The sequence below is a fragment of the Chryseobacterium proteolyticum genome, from assembly GCF_046591535.1.
Classification (GTDB): Bacteria; Bacteroidota; Bacteroidia; order Flavobacteriales; family Weeksellaceae; genus Chryseobacterium; species Chryseobacterium proteolyticum.
Map to the genome: position 1 here is coordinate 231,306 of NZ_JBJLWK010000003.1, position 15,800 is coordinate 247,105.

The 15,800-nt window shown below is 37.1% G+C and carries 14 protein-coding genes and 1 pseudogene; 8 read left to right on the forward strand and 7 right to left on the reverse strand.

The window, feature by feature from the left end; all coding sequences use genetic code 11:
- The first annotated feature begins 4 nt into the window (after nt 1-4).
- From ACJ5H0_RS11900 to ACJ5H0_RS11935, 8 genes and pseudogenes are all read left to right on the forward strand, one after another.
- Entirely contained in the window at nt 5-481 is a 477-nt protein-coding gene (locus tag ACJ5H0_RS11900) for a hypothetical protein (protein ID WP_172281545.1), read from the forward strand.
- Nucleotides 482-493: 12 nt separating this feature from the next.
- A complete protein-coding gene (gene murC, locus ACJ5H0_RS11905; RefSeq protein ID WP_411249695.1) occupies nt 494-1,858 on the forward strand; it encodes a UDP-N-acetylmuramate--L-alanine ligase in 1,365 nt (454 codons plus the stop codon).
- A gap of 75 nt (nt 1,859-1,933) precedes the next feature.
- Nucleotides 1,934-2,890 (forward strand): cell division protein FtsQ/DivIB, encoded by a 957-nt coding sequence (locus ACJ5H0_RS11910; protein ID WP_273650207.1) that lies wholly within the window; start codon nt 1,934-1,936, stop codon nt 2,888-2,890.
- A gap of 21 nt (nt 2,891-2,911) precedes the next feature.
- Nucleotides 2,912-4,294, forward strand: coding sequence for a cell division protein FtsA (gene ftsA, locus ACJ5H0_RS11915; protein WP_172281551.1), 1,383 nt, complete (start codon nt 2,912-2,914; stop codon nt 4,292-4,294).
- Between the two features lie 78 nt (nt 4,295-4,372).
- A pseudogene (gene ftsZ, locus ACJ5H0_RS11920) lies at nt 4,373-6,290 on the forward strand (cell division protein FtsZ).
- A gap of 118 nt (nt 6,291-6,408) precedes the next feature.
- Nucleotides 6,409-6,855, forward strand: coding sequence for a GatB/YqeY domain-containing protein (locus tag ACJ5H0_RS11925; protein WP_172281554.1), 447 nt, complete (start codon nt 6,409-6,411; stop codon nt 6,853-6,855).
- A 424-nt stretch (nt 6,856-7,279) separates the two neighbouring features.
- Nucleotides 7,280-7,690 carry a BrxA/BrxB family bacilliredoxin gene (locus ACJ5H0_RS11930; protein ID WP_172281556.1) on the forward strand — a complete coding sequence of 137 codons (411 nt, stop codon included), beginning with the start codon at nt 7,280-7,282 and terminating at the stop codon, nt 7,688-7,690.
- Nucleotides 7,691-7,795: 105 nt separating this feature from the next.
- Nucleotides 7,796-9,313 carry a GH3 auxin-responsive promoter family protein gene (locus ACJ5H0_RS11935; protein ID WP_172281558.1) on the forward strand — a complete coding sequence of 506 codons (1,518 nt, stop codon included), beginning with the start codon at nt 7,796-7,798 and terminating at the stop codon, nt 9,311-9,313.
- 38 nt (nt 9,314-9,351) lie between these two features.
- Here ACJ5H0_RS11935 and ACJ5H0_RS11940 read toward each other — a convergent pair whose 3' ends face one another.
- The 7 genes from ACJ5H0_RS11940 to ACJ5H0_RS11970 all read right to left on the reverse strand — a co-directional run bounded on the left by ACJ5H0_RS11940 (nt 9,352) and on the right by ACJ5H0_RS11970 (nt 15,783).
- Nucleotides 9,352-9,732: a hypothetical protein gene (locus ACJ5H0_RS11940; protein WP_411249696.1), complete on the reverse strand. Its 381-nt coding sequence runs from the start codon at nt 9,730-9,732 to the stop codon at nt 9,352-9,354.
- Nucleotides 9,733-9,791: 59 nt separating this feature from the next.
- On the reverse strand, nt 9,792-10,133 hold the full coding sequence (locus ACJ5H0_RS11945) for a hypothetical protein (protein WP_411249697.1): 342 nt from the start codon (nt 10,131-10,133) through the stop codon (nt 9,792-9,794).
- Between the two features lie 11 nt (nt 10,134-10,144).
- On the reverse strand, nt 10,145-11,119 hold the full coding sequence (locus tag ACJ5H0_RS11950; RefSeq protein WP_172281562.1) for an endonuclease/exonuclease/phosphatase family protein: 975 nt from the start codon (nt 11,117-11,119) through the stop codon (nt 10,145-10,147).
- A gap of 73 nt (nt 11,120-11,192) precedes the next feature.
- A complete protein-coding gene (locus tag ACJ5H0_RS11955; protein ID WP_194304261.1) occupies nt 11,193-12,113 on the reverse strand; it encodes an endonuclease/exonuclease/phosphatase family protein in 921 nt (306 codons plus the stop codon).
- Nucleotides 12,114-12,191: 78 nt separating this feature from the next.
- The gene (locus ACJ5H0_RS11960) at nt 12,192-12,926 is read right to left on the reverse strand and encodes a rhomboid family intramembrane serine protease (protein ID WP_273650211.1); all 735 of its coding nucleotides are present in this window, start codon (nt 12,924-12,926) and stop codon (nt 12,192-12,194) included.
- Nucleotides 12,927-12,928: 2 nt separating this feature from the next.
- On the reverse strand, nt 12,929-14,710 hold the full coding sequence (gene mutL, locus ACJ5H0_RS11965) for a DNA mismatch repair endonuclease MutL (protein ID WP_172281568.1): 1,782 nt from the start codon (nt 14,708-14,710) through the stop codon (nt 12,929-12,931).
- Nucleotides 14,711-14,955: 245 nt separating this feature from the next.
- Nucleotides 14,956-15,783: a YoaK family protein gene (locus ACJ5H0_RS11970; RefSeq protein ID WP_172281570.1), complete on the reverse strand. Its 828-nt coding sequence runs from the start codon at nt 15,781-15,783 to the stop codon at nt 14,956-14,958.
- Nucleotides 15,784-15,800: the final 17 nt, after the last annotated feature.

The following is a 15,800-nucleotide window of genomic DNA, read 5'->3' on the forward strand; positions in this document are numbered from 1 at the left end:
AAGTATGAAAACTAAATTACTAACAGTATTGCTCATTTGCTTCTTTACCCACTGGGTAACGGCACAAACCCTGATAAAACCCGCTGACTTTAAAATTGCAGCAGTGGGCAACTATTTGAAAGGAAAAGGATATGATATCCTGGAGCAGGAGGAAACTTTTATTAAAATAGGAAATAAAGACAAAGCCACACTCTTTATGGATGTGGATGCAGGGAAAAAATACATTAACCTTAATGTAAATATCCTACTGAATAAAGGGGTAAGCAAAGACAAAATTGATACCCTGCTGAACGAGATCAATAAGCTTGCAATGATAAAAGCAGAATATCTGCCAAGTCAGAATTCAATCGGTTTTAAATATTATTTCTGGATTACCAACGGATTTACATATGAGACCCTTGAAGATGCAGTAATGGAATTCTTTTTGTATCAGGGAGATTCGTATGGACTGGATAAAGAAAAGATATTCAATTATCAATAACTAAAATAGAAGATGAAATTATTAGAAACATATCATACTTTTTACTTTGTGGGGATCGGCGGAATTGGCATGAGTGCCCTTGCACGTTATTTTAAAGCTTCAGGTAAAAAAGTTTCAGGTTATGATAAAACCAACACCAAACTTACTCAACAATTGATGAGTGAAGGAATTGATATTGTTTTTGAAGATCTCATCGATGAACAAATAACCACACTTCAAAAGGATAACACCTTAGTAATTTATACTCCGGCTATTAAGAAGCTTGGAATTCTTGATTACTTCAATGAACATGGTTTTGAGATTTTAAAGCGTGCAAAAGTGTTAGGATTAATTACGGAAAACACAGATTGTATTGCCGTAGCCGGAACACATGGTAAAACAACAACGTCTACCTTGGTTTCCCATTTATGTAAAGAAGCGGACCTGCCATTTTCATGCTTTTTAGGAGGTATTTCGGAAAATTTCAAATCCAATTTTTTATATAACGGTTCAGAATACTCAGTGGTAGAAGCTGATGAGTACGACAGAAGCTTTCTCAATCTTTCTCCGGACTGGGCAGTGATTACCTCTACCGACGCAGATCACCTGGACATTTACGGAGACAAAAGTCATATTGAAGAAGGATTCCGCCAATTTGCAGCTCTGGTTCCGGAAGATAAAAAACTCTTTGTAAGAAAAGGTATTGAGATCGGAAGAGACCATCAGACTTATGCTGTAAACGAAAAAGCGGATTATTACTCCGATAATCTGCGTATGGATCACGATAAGATCTATTTTGATTTTCATACTCCCGCTGAGTCTGTAAAAGATTTTGTCTGGGAAATTCCGGGGATCCATAATGTGGAAAACGCCACCGTTGCATTAGCCATCCTGCATAATTTAGGAGTGGATTTTGACACCCTGAAAAAGGCTATTGCCAGCTTCAAAGGAATTAAAAGAAGATATACAAAACATATTTATAAGAACGGTAAAATATATATTGATGATTATGCCCACCACCCGACAGAGATCAATGCTGTTGTAGGTTCCATCAAGACCTTTTACCCTGATAAAAAATTACTGGTTGCATTTCAGCCGCATTTATTCAGCAGAACAAGAGATTTTGCTGATGGCTTTGCAGAAAGTTTAAGCAATGCAGATGAACTCATTTTACTGGATATTTATCCGGCAAGAGAGCTTCAGGAAAACTTTGAGGGGATTACCTCAACATGGTTACTGGAAAAAGTAACCCTGGATAAAAAAGAAGGCTCCACTTTAATGGAAGCCTTTGAAAAGATAAAAGAAAAAGATTTTGACATTCTGATCACCGTAGGTGCAGGAAATATAGACACCCTATATGACCCGATTTGTGAATGGTTAAGTTTAAAAGATAAATAGTAGTAGTGTATGTAAGTAATGTAATCCACGATAATCATGAATACATTTTACTTTAATACATGAATACAATAGAATATGAAAAATAAATACAGAATATTAAAAATTGCTATCACAGTAATCCTGCTTGGTTTCCTGCTGAGTTTCTCTTTGAAGAAATTCAGTGGCCAGAAGATTACCGATAATAAGATTTCTGTAAAATTAAGCGAAAAGACTCCGGTATATTTCGTTGATGAAAAAGACATCAGGGATATTGTAAAAAAAGAAAACCCTTCAGGAAAAGTAGGTGATCTGAATATTCCATCCCTCGAAAAAAAGATCAATGCTCTTCCGGCTGTGGATAGTGCCAATGTTTATTTAAATCTAAACGGAAAGCTCAATCTGGATATTAAACAAAGGGTTCCAGTATTCAGGCTGAATAAAGACGGCAGGGATTTTTACGTGGATGAAAAAGGAGTTGAATTTCCCATCTCAAAAACCTATTCGCATCCTTGTATGCTGGTAACAGGAAATGTAAAACCTGACGAATATGAAAAGCTTGCTGAACTGGTTGAAAAGATTGATAAGGATGACTTCAGCAAAAGATACTTTATAGGAATCTCAAAAGTAAAGGATGATTATAATCTTTTGACAAGTGAAGGAAACTATAAAGTAGAAATCGGAGACCTGGATAATATTGAATTCAAAGTAAAAGGTTTTAAAGCGTTTGTTGAGAAATATCTTGTGTATCAGGATCCTCAGAAGTACAATATGATCTCTGTAAAATATCAGAACCAGATTGTAACCACTTTAAATCCTGCTTTTAAAGAAAATGACAGTATTTTGACTGCAGGACGTAAAGAGCTGGCAAAAGCTCCTGCACCGGCAACGATAAAGAAACCGGAAACTAAAAAACCAGCAGAGATAAAAAAGCAAAATTCTGTATCTCAGCCAAAGGAAAATAAAAAGCCAAAAACGACAACCAAACCAAAGGAGACAAAGAAAACAACTGAGAAAAAGGCTACAAAGCCAAAAGCAAAAGTTAAAATAGAATAAAAATCAAATCGATATAAACAAATGGAAAATCAAGAGTATTCAGTAGGTCTGGACATCGGGACAACAAAGATAGTCGCGATTGTCGGAAGGAGGAATGCACACGGGAAAATAGAAGTTCTCGGTGTAGGAAAGGCCAAAAGTCTTGGGGTTCATAAAGGTATTGTGAATAACATCTCACAAACCATTAATTCAATCAAGGCGGCTGTGTCTGAAGCACAATCCAGTGCAGGAGTTCCTATCCGCAAAGTCACGGTTGGTATTGCAGGAAAACATATCCGTTCTCTGCAACATTCCGATTATATTATGCGAGAGCATCCAGACAAGTTTATTACAGACGACGACATCGAAGCATTGAAAGATCAGGTAAAAAAACTGGTCATGCTACCCGGTGAAGAAATTATTCATGTACTTCCTCAAGAATATAAAGTGGATTCTGAAGGTGAGATACAGGAACCTGTCGGTATGCACGGAAAACGTTTAGAGGCTAATTTCCATGTTGTCGTAGGACAAATGGGCAGTATCAGAAACATTGCAAGATGTGTAAGAGAAGCCGGACTGGAAATGGAAGCCCTTACTTTAGAACCACTGGCATCTTCTGAAGCTGTTCTTACAAAAGAAGAAAAAGAAGCAGGAGTTGCAATCGTAGATATAGGTGGTGGTACTACGGATATTGCTATTTTCAAAGACAATATCATTCGCCATACCTGTGTAATTCCTTACGGTGGCGGAATCATTACAGAAGATATTAAAGAAGGCTGCTCGATTATAGAAAAACATGCAGAACAACTGAAGGTAAAATTCGGATCTGCAGTTCCTGAGCTTGAAAAAGACAGCACTTTTGTAACCATTCCTGGCTTACATGGAAGACCGGACAAAGAAATTTCTCTTAAAACTCTGGCACAGATCATCAACGCGAGAGTTGAAGAAATCCTTGAAATGGTGAACACCGAGCTTAAAGCCTATGGTGCATTCGAACAGAAGAAAAAGCTGATTGCGGGAATCGTTCTTACAGGAGGTGGTTCCAATTTGAAGCACTTACGCCAGCTTGCTAATTATACTACAGGTTTCGACAGCAGAATTGGTTTTGCTAACGAATATATCGCCAATGACAAAAACCAATACCTGAAAGGTCCTGAATTTGCAACATCTATCGGGTTACTGATGGAAAGTTTGAAAATCCGCGACAAAAAGCAGACGATCGTAGAAGAAGAAACCGTTCAGGAGAAGCAACAACCGGAAGTAGTATCCAATACAGCTGAAACCCCAACTGCTACACAGCAGGCGACTCCTGTTCAGGAGCAGGAAGTGGTAAGAGAGCAACAGGAAAATAAAAAAGCGGCAAGGCTCACATTCGGACAGTCGCTAATGGAAAAAGTAAAAAAATTCTTTGAAGAAGTAGAATAATTATAAAATGATGAATGATAAGCGATACACGGCTATTCCTTATCACTTATCATGAGTCAATTTTAAAAAATATAAGTTATGGAAAATATAGGTACACAAGGGTTTTCATTTGATTTACCAAAAGGAAATTCATCAATCATCAAAGTAATTGGTGTTGGTGGCGGTGGAAACAACGCCCTTAAACACATGTACGAGAAAGGGATTCACGGTGTTGATTTCGTGATCTGTAATACGGATGCTCAGACTTTAGATAATAACCCCGTCTCCAATAAAGTTCAGTTGGGTACTTCCATCACCGAAGGACTTGGAGCAGGTGCTGATCCTGAGGTTGGAGAAAAGTCAGCTATTGAAAGTATTGAAGAGATCAAGGCTGCAATGGGACAAAATACCAAGATGGTATTCATTACTGCCGGGATGGGAGGTGGAACCGGAACGGGTGCCGCTCCTGTTATTGCTAAAGTAGCTAAAGATATGGGAATTTTAACGGTAGGTATCGTTACTGTTCCATTCAGCTTCGAGGGGAAGAGAAGGCTTGAGCAGGCAGAAAACGGACTTGATAAATTGAGAAATAATGTTGACTCACTGATTGTCATCAACAACGATAAATTAAGACAGCAATTTGGTAACCTTGGATTCAAGCAAGGATTCTCAAAGGCCGATGAAGTGTTAACCAATGCAGCAAAAGGTATGGCAGAGGTTATTACCGGTTACTTCGATGTAAACATTGACTTTAGAGATGCTAAATCTGTGCTTCAGAACTCCGGTACTGCATTGATGTCTACAGGCACTGCTTCCGGAGAAAATAAAGCAGAAGAGGCCGTAAGAAAGGCTCTGGATTCCCCATTATTGAATGACAATAAGATTACAGGTGCTAAAAATGTATTACTATTGATCAGAAGTGGTGTAGAAGAAGTTACCATGGATGAAATAGGTATCATCATGGACCACATTCAGAAAGAAGCGGGAAACACCGCGGATATTATTTTCGGGGTTGGAGCGGATGAAGAACTGGGAGATGCAGTAAGCGTTCTTGTAATTGCTACAGGTTTCTCCAATGAGGACAAAAAATTTGCAGGGCCAACTGAAAAAATAAGAATTGGTTTAAATGACAAACTGGATTCTCACAAAACTTCTCCTTTTAAAACGAGAGAAGAAAGAGAAATGAGCCCTGAAGAAGGCTATACTTTCGGAGGAAAGAACCTTTTCAGACTTGATGATGAAGACCAGGATAATCCTCAGTTTAAGACATCTACTGAAAAAAAAAATGATTATTGAGGATGAAGAGGTAAAAACAGAAATAAAGTTCTCTGATAGAGAGCAAGATACGGTAGACAGCCCAATTCAGGACTGGAGAAACGAAGAAGAGGATCAGGATGCTTATAACTTATTTTCTTTCGATGAAGATAACGACCCGAATGACCTGGAAATACAGTCTTTTTCTTTTGAAACAGAAGACAGGAAAGAAGAACCGGCTAAAAACTCTTCTGTTCCTTCTTTTTCCGAAGAAAAACCGATTGAATTCAGCTTCTTTGTCAATGAGCCTGTTAATGAGCCAAAAACGGATTATGGACAGCCAAAAGCAGAGTTTACCACTTCAGCCAATACGGTAAGCCAGATTACAGAAGAACCTCTTCAGAAAATGGAAAGTTTCTTCCAGCCGGTGAAAGAAGTTCCGGCCAATGAAAGCAAACCGGTTGTTGAAAATAAAACGGAAACCGAAGCTCCAAAGGCATCAGACAGTGAGTTCACTTTTGTGAACAAAACTATTGACCAGGAGAGAGTGGTTGAAAGAAGAAATAAATTAAAAGAATTCAATTCACGTTATCAGAGTTTTGATAATGTTAATGAGTTCGAATCTGTGCCTGCATTCAAAAGAAAGAATATTTCTATTGACGGGACCAACGCATCAGATCAGAATATAAATACATATTTATCTGATAATAATGGTTCTATGCAAATCAGAGAAAACAGATTTTTAAATAAAGACGTAGACTAAATTTAATTTGAAAATGAAATAATTTGTGAATTTGAAAATTGATCCACTGGAAATTATACATCCATTACCTTTTACTATTTTCAAATTGTTTCATTCTCAAATTTTCAAATCATAATATATGAGTTTAGAAAATACAATCAGCGAAGCGATAAAAACCGCTATGAGGGAGAAAGACAAAGTGGCTCTGGACTCTCTCCGTGCAGTAAAGTCCCAGATCCTGCTTTTGAAAACAGAAGCCAGAGGAGCAGAAGTTTCAGCAGAACAGGAGATCGCTATTTTACAAAGAATGATCAAACAACGTAAGGATTCTTACGACCAGTTTGCTGCTCAGGGAAGAACGGATCTCGCAGACGTCGAAGAAGCCCAGATGAAGGTCATCGAAAAATTCTTACCTCAACAGCTTACTGCTGAGGAGCTGGAAACAGAAATTAAAAATATCATTTCACAGACCGGCGCTGAATCTATAAAGGATTTAGGAAAGGTAATGGGAATGGCATCAAAAGCGTTAGCCGGTAAATCTGACGGAAAAAGCATTTCCGAGATGGCTAAAAAGCTGCTTTCTTAAAGGGTATTTGGTCTTCAATCCGGACACAGGTCCAGAGTAAGATCATTGAACCCGTTTACTAAGGATATTCAACCTTTGCATATCGATTTGATTAATGAAGCCCGAAATTAATTTCGGGCTTCATTTTATGCATTAAGATGCTTGAGGTGTCTGTGAATTACAGACTTAACTAATTGCATCTTTTAAGTCGAGGGAATGACGTAAAAAATGCCTTTTCATGGTTGGTTGTTTTTAGAATCATTTCAAATTTAATAATTATTTTTCATTATTCATTGCTTTTATTTACATTTCTTCAAATATTGTTGAAATATTTACATATCACCATGTTACATATCATGCACTTTTCCTAATGCGTCAATAGTTTTTATAAGTTGATGAAACATAAATAATTTTTTACCTTTGTACAGATTTAAAAAAACAAAAAATGTATCCAACAGATTTAGTAATGCCTATGAAGGCTGAACTTACAGATAAAGGCTTTGAAGACTTGACAACAACTTCTCAGGTACAAGAAGCATTAAAGCAATCAGGAACTACCCTATTAGTGATCAATTCAGTATGCGGGTGTGCTGCAGGAGCTGCAAGACCGGGAGTTGTTTACTCTTTGACCGGAGATAAAAAACCCGATCACTTGACAACCGTATTTGCAGGATATGATACTGAAGCTGTTTCAGAAGCGAGAAAACATCTAGCTCCGTTTCCTCCAAGCTCACCTTGCGTAGCTCTTTTCAAAGATGGAGAATTGGTTCACATGCTGGAAAGACACCACATTGAAGGAAATCCTGCAGGAGCAATTGCTGCAAACCTTCAGGCAGCTTACGACGAATATTGCTAGAAAACAATATATCCAGATAATCAACCGTTACAATATTTGTAACGGTTTTTTATTTTAAGCCATAAAAAATTCTCTGAAAAATCAAATATCATTATATTTGTTGAAATGGCAACGAAAGCACTTTTCAATACTGTGGTGAATTGGTTTATCCGTCAAAGGATAGACCAGATCCAGAATTTCATGAATCATCCGATTGAAACACAGAAAGGGATACTATTTTCCCAGTTGTTTCATGCCGAGGATACAGAATATGGGAAGAAGTATGGTTTTAATTCTATTTCGAGTTATCAGGATTTTAAAAATAAAGTTCCCATTGTTACCTATGAAGATTTCGAACCTTATATCGAGAGAGCACGACAAGGTTATAAAGATGTAAGCTGGCCTGGCTATATCAAACATTTTGCAAAGTCCTCAGGAACCACGAACGCTAAAAGCAAATTTATTCCCATCTCTGCCGAGAGCCTGGAATATTGCCATATGAAAGCCGGAAAAGACATGGTATCAATTTATGCCAATAACCATCCGGAAAATCAGCTTTTTACGAATAAAAATTTACGTCTGGGAGGCAGCTCCGAACTCTATGCCGATTTTAACACAAAATTCGGAGACCTTTCTGCTATCCTTATTGACAATCTTCCTTTTTGGGTGGAGATTACAACAACCCCCAGCAAAAAGGTATCACTCATGTCCGAGTGGGAGAGTAAACTGAGAGCCATTATATCAGAGGTTAAAAATGAAGATGTCGGAAGTTTACTGGGGGTTCCAAGCTGGATGCTTGTTTTACTCCAGAGGGTTCTGAAAGAAACGGATGTTCAGAATATCTCTGAGCTCTGGCCTAATCTGGAAGTCTTTTTTCACGGCGGAATAAGTTTTAAGCCCTACAGGGAGCAATACAGCCAGATCATCGGAAAAAACATCAATTACTACGAAATTTACAATGCCTCAGAAGGCTTCTTTGGTATTCAGGACAGATCAAATAGTGACGAAATGCTTTTGATGCTGGATTATGGTATTTTCTACGAATTCATTCCTATGGATAAATTCCATTTCTCGAATCCACCGGTTGTAAGCCTTGAGGATGTTGAAGTCGGAAAAAATTACGCCATGGTCATTACCACCAATGGAGGATTATGGAGGTATCTCATCGGTGATACGGTTGTCTTTACATCCGTTAATCCGTTCAGGGTAAAAATTTCAGGAAGAACCAAACATTATATTAATGCTTTTGGAGAAGAATTAATGATCACCAATGTGGAGCTTGCACTTACAAAAGCCTGTGAACAGACAAATGCAGCCATTACAGACTTTACAGGAGCTCCTGTTTTCATGAAAGAAAATGAAAGTGGTGCTCATGAATGGATTTTTGAATTCAGTAAAAAGCCGGACGATCTCGACTGTTTTATCAATGCCTTCGATGAATGCCTGAAGGCAATTAATTCGGATTATGAAGCGAAGAGGTATAATAATATTACATTAAAAAAACCTATTGTTCATATAGCCAAACCCAACTTGTTCTATTCGTGGCTGGAGTCCAAAGGAAAGCTCGGGGGACAAAACAAGGTACCAAGACTCAGCAATGACCGGGAATATATAGACCCTTTATTAGAACTCAATAAGAATTAATAAAAAGAACCGCAGTTTTTACTGCGGTTCTTTTTTATTTACTTTTCAGATCTTCTTTTAATTTTTTTAGCTCCCTCTTCTACTTTTCCAGCGCCTTTAGCTGCAGCATCCTTTACATCCTGTCCAAGCTCCTTCGCCCCTGCCTTAATATCTTTTCCAGCTTCATTAAGGTCTGCTTTTGCCTTATGCGCTGCATTATCTATTTTATCTCCGGTAGCATCCACTTTAGCTTTAACGTCTTCTTTTGCCTTGTTAATTTTAGTAGTATCTACAATATCTGCCGGGCTTTGCGTCACTGTAGTGCTGGTTGTTGTAATAGATCCGTCCGGATTTTCAACCTGCTCAGTTTTTGTTGTCGATTTGGTGCAGGAAACTACCAATCCGGCTACCATAAGTGCTGTTACAATTTGTTTTTTCATATTGATATTTTTTAAGAATGTATTCAAATTTATGAAAACTTCCGTATAGTTTTCATTGTTCAGGGAGAAGTTTTTCCTGCTTCCTCTTTCGCCTTTCCTTCTTTTTCCTTATTCTTTTTCTCCTCTTCCTGTTTCTTTTTGTTTTCTTTTTCCAGCTCCTGTTTAATACGTTGCTCTTCCTTTTGGATTCTCAGAGCCTCTTTTAAAGAATCCTGATACTTCTGGGAAGACATTCTGATCTTTCTTGCAATATCTACGGATATGGCACCATTAGAAAAGGAATCTATGGCAGTTGTATCATAATCCACTTTCGTCACCTGATCCGTCTCTACACGAACAGGTTCTCTTTTAGAACAGGAAGTAATCAGAATAGAAAAAACCGCTGCTAAAAAAAAATACATTTTTCATGGAACTAATTTAACAGAAATTCCGCAATTACAGGATAGTGATCTGATAATTTTACGGACTGATCTATTTTATAGCTTATGGGTCTTATGTCTTTAGAGGTGAAAATATAATCGATTCTCAAAGGAACTTTATAATCATGAAAACTGGTAGAAATACCATTCCCGACTGTTAAAAAAGCATCATCCAGATTTTTCCCAAGATTATAATATTCATAAGAATTAGGCACGGAATTAAAGTCGCCCGCCAGTATAACCGGATAAGGAGAAAAGTCGATTGCTTTTCTGATCTTTTTTATCTGATCTTCATGAGCCCTGAATGTGGGTGTCATGTGAGAAAGAAGAAGATGGAGTTTATTAGATCCTTTTCCAAGACTATTAAAATCAAACATCGATTTGTTCAGACGGAATGGTTCAAGATATACATTTACTATTCGTATGATTTTTCCATTAATATCAATATCCGCATAAAAAGAATTTCCTCTTGATTTATCTTCAATTAACTCTTCCTGTCTTACAATTTTATGTTTTGTCTTCAGGCTCACTACCGGATACTTAATCATATCTTTTCGTATTGCCCGGTTTGTATCTTTTTCCTGAACAAGAATAATATCAGCATTCTGATCCTTGATATATTTTGAAACTTTATCCCAGCCAAACTCACCATATTTCACATTGAATGTCAATATTTTAACATCCCGTATTGATTTATAGTTTTCAGTTTTAGGAGAAAAGTTCACCCACCGTCTTATAGGATTATAAAAAACAAAAGTGCTTAACAGAAAAACAATGGCGATTTTATTTCTTTTAACGATCCAGACCAGCGTTAATAAAATATGTAATAAAATTAAATAGGGAAACCCTAATGAAAGAAGATTCAAGCCCCCAATAATGTTGGGCGGTATCCATGCATTCCCTAAGGTGCACAGTAATAATACGATAATTGCAATATGCAAAAACAACAATATCTGGTTCGGCTTCATGAAAAAAACGGTCTAGTCTTTTTTTAATCAAAAATCCTACCAATATGAAAAGCTTTAACGTATTTTATGAATATTATTTTTTTAATTTGAAAGTTGCAACCACCGGATAATGATCTGAAATTCTGACAGAACGGTCAACTTTATAACTTAGAGGTTGTATGGATTCCGATGTAAAAACGTAGTCGATTCTTATTGGGAATTTGTAGTCATGAAAGCTGGTAGCACTTCCTCTACCTGCTTCTACAAAGGCATCTTTTAACCCTTTTCCAAGATGGTAATACTCGTAAGAGTTAGGCACAGAATTGAAGTCACCTACTAATATTACCGGATAAGGAGACTCATCAATCCCTTTTCTTACCGCAGCAACCTGATCCTGGTGCATTTTGAAAGTCGGGATCAGCCTTTTAACGATATCTTTCAGCTTTTGTTCATCTTCATCACTATTTCCCTTAAGCTTTACCATGCTTTTTTCAAATTTAAAAGGCTGAAGGTAGACATTGATAAAACGATATGTATTTCCTTTGATCTCAATATCCGTCTGATTGGCGTAGGCATTATTGGTCTCTGAATTACTCTCAATAAGTTCTTTCTGATCAATGATCTTATATTTTGAAGAGATTGAGACAATAACATCTCCTCTTCCTTTTCCCATTCCTTTAAAATTGTAATCCCGAACATGTTCTTGTAACAGAACCACATCCGCATTTTGAGAATCTACATAATCTTCAATATTTTTAATCCCCATCGTTCCTCCTTTTGCATTTAATGAGATGATTTTCAGATCAGATGTCTCCTTTTTTTCAGCAGAATAGTTGACCCATCTCTTAACAGGGTTCAAAAAAAGCAGTCCGAACGCAGCAAATACTATAGCCCTTTTTTTCCAGGCGAAAACCCAGAAAACAGTTAGCAATACATAAGCAGTGATTAAAACAGGAAAGCCTAATGATAAAAGATTAAACCATGGATATATTCTAGGAGGTACATAAGCATTCATTAATGTTCCCAACAAAAGAAACAAGATTCCCAGATGTACAATTAAAAATATTAGGCGAACAACTTTCACAGGATAGTATTAACGAAATCTATACAAATGCTTTTTCCATAGTAAAGCCAGGAGAAAGCCTACAATAGCCCCTCCCACGTGCGCAAAATGGGCAATACCTCCTACATTTCCTGAAACCCCTAAGTAAATTGAAATAACAAGTAGTATGGGTAAAAGGTATTTAACTTTAACAGGAACCGGAATAAACATAATCCCGATCTTTGAATCCGGATAAAGGGTAGCAAAAGCAGCAATAACTCCAAATATGGCTCCCGAAGCACCGACCATAGGAGTTCTTAATGCATTATAGAGACTTTGGGAAAGCTCCTTTCCTTCTTCTGTCGTAGCACTTATATTCATGTCTCCCGTATATCCTATTGCCGCTTTCTTATAAATTTCAGCCGCATTTAAGCCTAAGCTTTCCAGGCTGGAGGTAATCTGCTGAATTTCTATAAAATTCCAAAGATTGAATAAGAAAAATGCACCCAAACCACTTACAAAATAGAGGATCAGATACTTTCTTTCACCTAAAGACTGTTCCAATATCGGCCCAAAACTCCACAAAGTCAGCATATTAAATAAAATATGCATCAATCCTCCGTGCATAAACATATGGGTGATGATCTGCCAGGACCTAAAGTTGGGAGAAAAAGGATAATACGCAGAAAGTGTATTATACAGTTGTGGAAAAATATACGATATAATAAATACAACAATATTTATTATAATTATATTTCTTGTAATCGGTGGTATATTGTTAAACATTTTTAAAATTTGTTTTTAAAATCATTGAAAGGAACTTCATAAAAGCATCGTTTCCCGTTAGGTAAAAACTCAGGAAAACCTAATGCCGTAAAGTCCTTGATCAATTGTTCAGCATCCTTTTTATAAATAAAGTCAAATCTGGATTTAGACTGCATCTTCGTCCATTGATTCTGATAATACTGGTTGAATTCCTCATCTGTTTTATAATCCAGGATCTCAAACAAGTCTTCAAGGAACTTCATAACCTGAGTCTCTTTTAACCCCTCAGGCACCGCATCTATCCTCAATACACTTTCGTGGGCCACTTTCATGTCGAATCCCAGCTCAGGAAGATATTTTTTGATTGATTTATATTTTGTTTTCTCAATCTCGTTCATATGATACTCCAAAGAGAAAAGAAGTGCATGACTGTTTATGGTTCCTTTTTTTGTCGGCTTATTATTTTCTGAAACAAAAAGCCTGTGCATTCTTCCCAGATCAAGCATCAGGGTTCTGTCCCCTTTATTGAACAGCCAATACCCGTTGGGAAGCCTCATCAGATCTTCATCAAAATCTTCATCCTCAAAAAGGTTTATTTTGGAAGGTTCCGCAGATATATTCTGATGGTACATTTCTGCAAGATTCTGAATTTCAGCCTGTCTTACACCTCTTTCTTCCAAAAACGGATTATAATCCTTATCGACTACAATTTCCGGCATCTTTATAACCCCTCCGCTATTTGTCTTTCCAGGAAAAGTTTTTTGCATCAGCTCATCCAGCTGTGGGTCTTTCTCAAAATCAAGACTTGGAGCCACATTGTAAATTCCGAGAGATCTTTTTATTGTAGAACGGATCAGTGCAAAAATAAGATGCTCATCCTCAAATTTCACTTCTGTCTTTTGCGGATGAATATTAACGTCTATTTTTTCGGGATCCAGCTCTAAAAAGAGAAAGAAGGTAGGAATATAGCCAGGCAAAAGCAGTCCTTCGAATGCTTCCTGAACCGCTTTATTAAAATAAGGGCTCTTAAAGAATCTTCCGTTGACAAAAATAAATTGTTCCCCTCTTGTCTTTTTTGCCCCTTCAGGCTTGGCAACAAAACCGTGCAGTTTACACCATATAATATCTTCCTTGATCGGAATAAGCTGTGGTTGCAACTTTCGTCCGAAGATATCTACGATCCTCTGCATCTGGCTTCCTTTCCTTAAGCGGAAAACCGGTTCATCATCATGGAATAATGAAAATTCCAAATTTTCATGGGCCAAAGCAACTCTTTGGAATTCATCAATAACATGCCTGAATTCAATATTATTATTTTTAAGAAATTTTCTTCTTGCAGGAACATTAAAGAAAAGATTTTTCACCAAAAAATTAGAGCCTTCTGAAGTTTGCACAGGATCCTGAAACTGGAAAACTCCACCTTCAATGTAAATATTGGTTCCTATTTTGGCATCTTTTTGTTTGGTTCTGAGTTCTACCTGAGATACAGCCGCAATAGAAGCTAATGCTTCTCCACGAAATCCCTTTGTCGCAATTCTGAAAATATCTTCCGTCCCTCTGATTTTTGAAGTAGCATGTCTTTCAAACGCCATTCTGGCATCCGTTTCGGACATTCCTTTTCCATCATCAACAACCTGTATCAGATTTTTTCCGGCGTCCCTTACGATCAGTTCAATTTTAGAAGCCTCTGCATCGATAGCATTCTCCAATAATTCTTTCACAATGGACGCAGGTCTCTGCACCACTTCTCCCGCCGCAATTTGGTTGGCTACATGATCCGGTAAAAGCTGAATAATATCTGACATAAAAAACGTTAAATCAACTTACAAAAATAGTCAATGAAAATGGGAATAAAAACAATAAAAACGCGAATTAAAATTTTATTATCAATATGCAAAAATTCTGCCTTTTATGATTTATATAATAATCCCTTTATTTTTCATCCTTCTAAAAAATACAATCCCCTAAATGTACGACACAAATAGAGGATTGATTCACAGCTTGTTTACACAAAATTAATACTGATAGTTTCTTTATTTATTCTTGTATTTTAATCATCAAATACAAGTCTTCTTTTTTCTTTGGTTTTAGATTTTCCATGGATCTTATCATACAGGTTGGCCAGAAGGCTGGGCTTTTTATAGATCTTACTGTATCTGTACCGCGTGTTAAAGTGGCGGACATGGATCGTATAGAAATCATACCCAATAACTACTAATAAACATATACTGATTACATAAAACACTCTGAATTCCAGATAATAATAGGTTAATCCTGAGAACACAGCTCCTAATACATAAGCCAGCATGATACTCGAAAGCAGTTTTGCCCTTGCAATCAGTTCCGGATTTCTCCTGTACTTTTTTTGGGTAAACATAGACGCCAGGATTCCAAGGTCGGTAGTGGTACCGGTAAGGTGTGTTGTTTTTACCGAGAAATTGGAAATACTTGCCGTTAACCCATTCTGTAAACCGGTTGCAAAAAGCATAAGGGCAACCAGATACTCTGTTTCTTCTACTGTTTTCCTGTAGAAAACCTGTCCGTAGATCCCTACAAAAAGCAAACACATAATTTCCAGCACAATAGGCATCGCATGGGCAAAGTATTTACTTTTTTTATTAAAATTAATAACGAAGAAGTTCGCTACAAAACTTCCGAAAAAGAAAAGGAATATCCATGCACCAACCACTGCCACCTGCGTCCAGTTTCCTTTACTGATCTCTGCAGCAAAAATGGCATAGTGTCCTGTTACGTTTGAGGTAAAAGAGAGAAAAATTAAGAGAGATGCTATATTTATAGTTCCCGCCGTAAAGGCCGTCAGCGTCCCCAACCTGATGTTGTCTCCCAATGTCCTGCTGTTACTATAATTTCTTAACATTTTTATTAATTTAAATA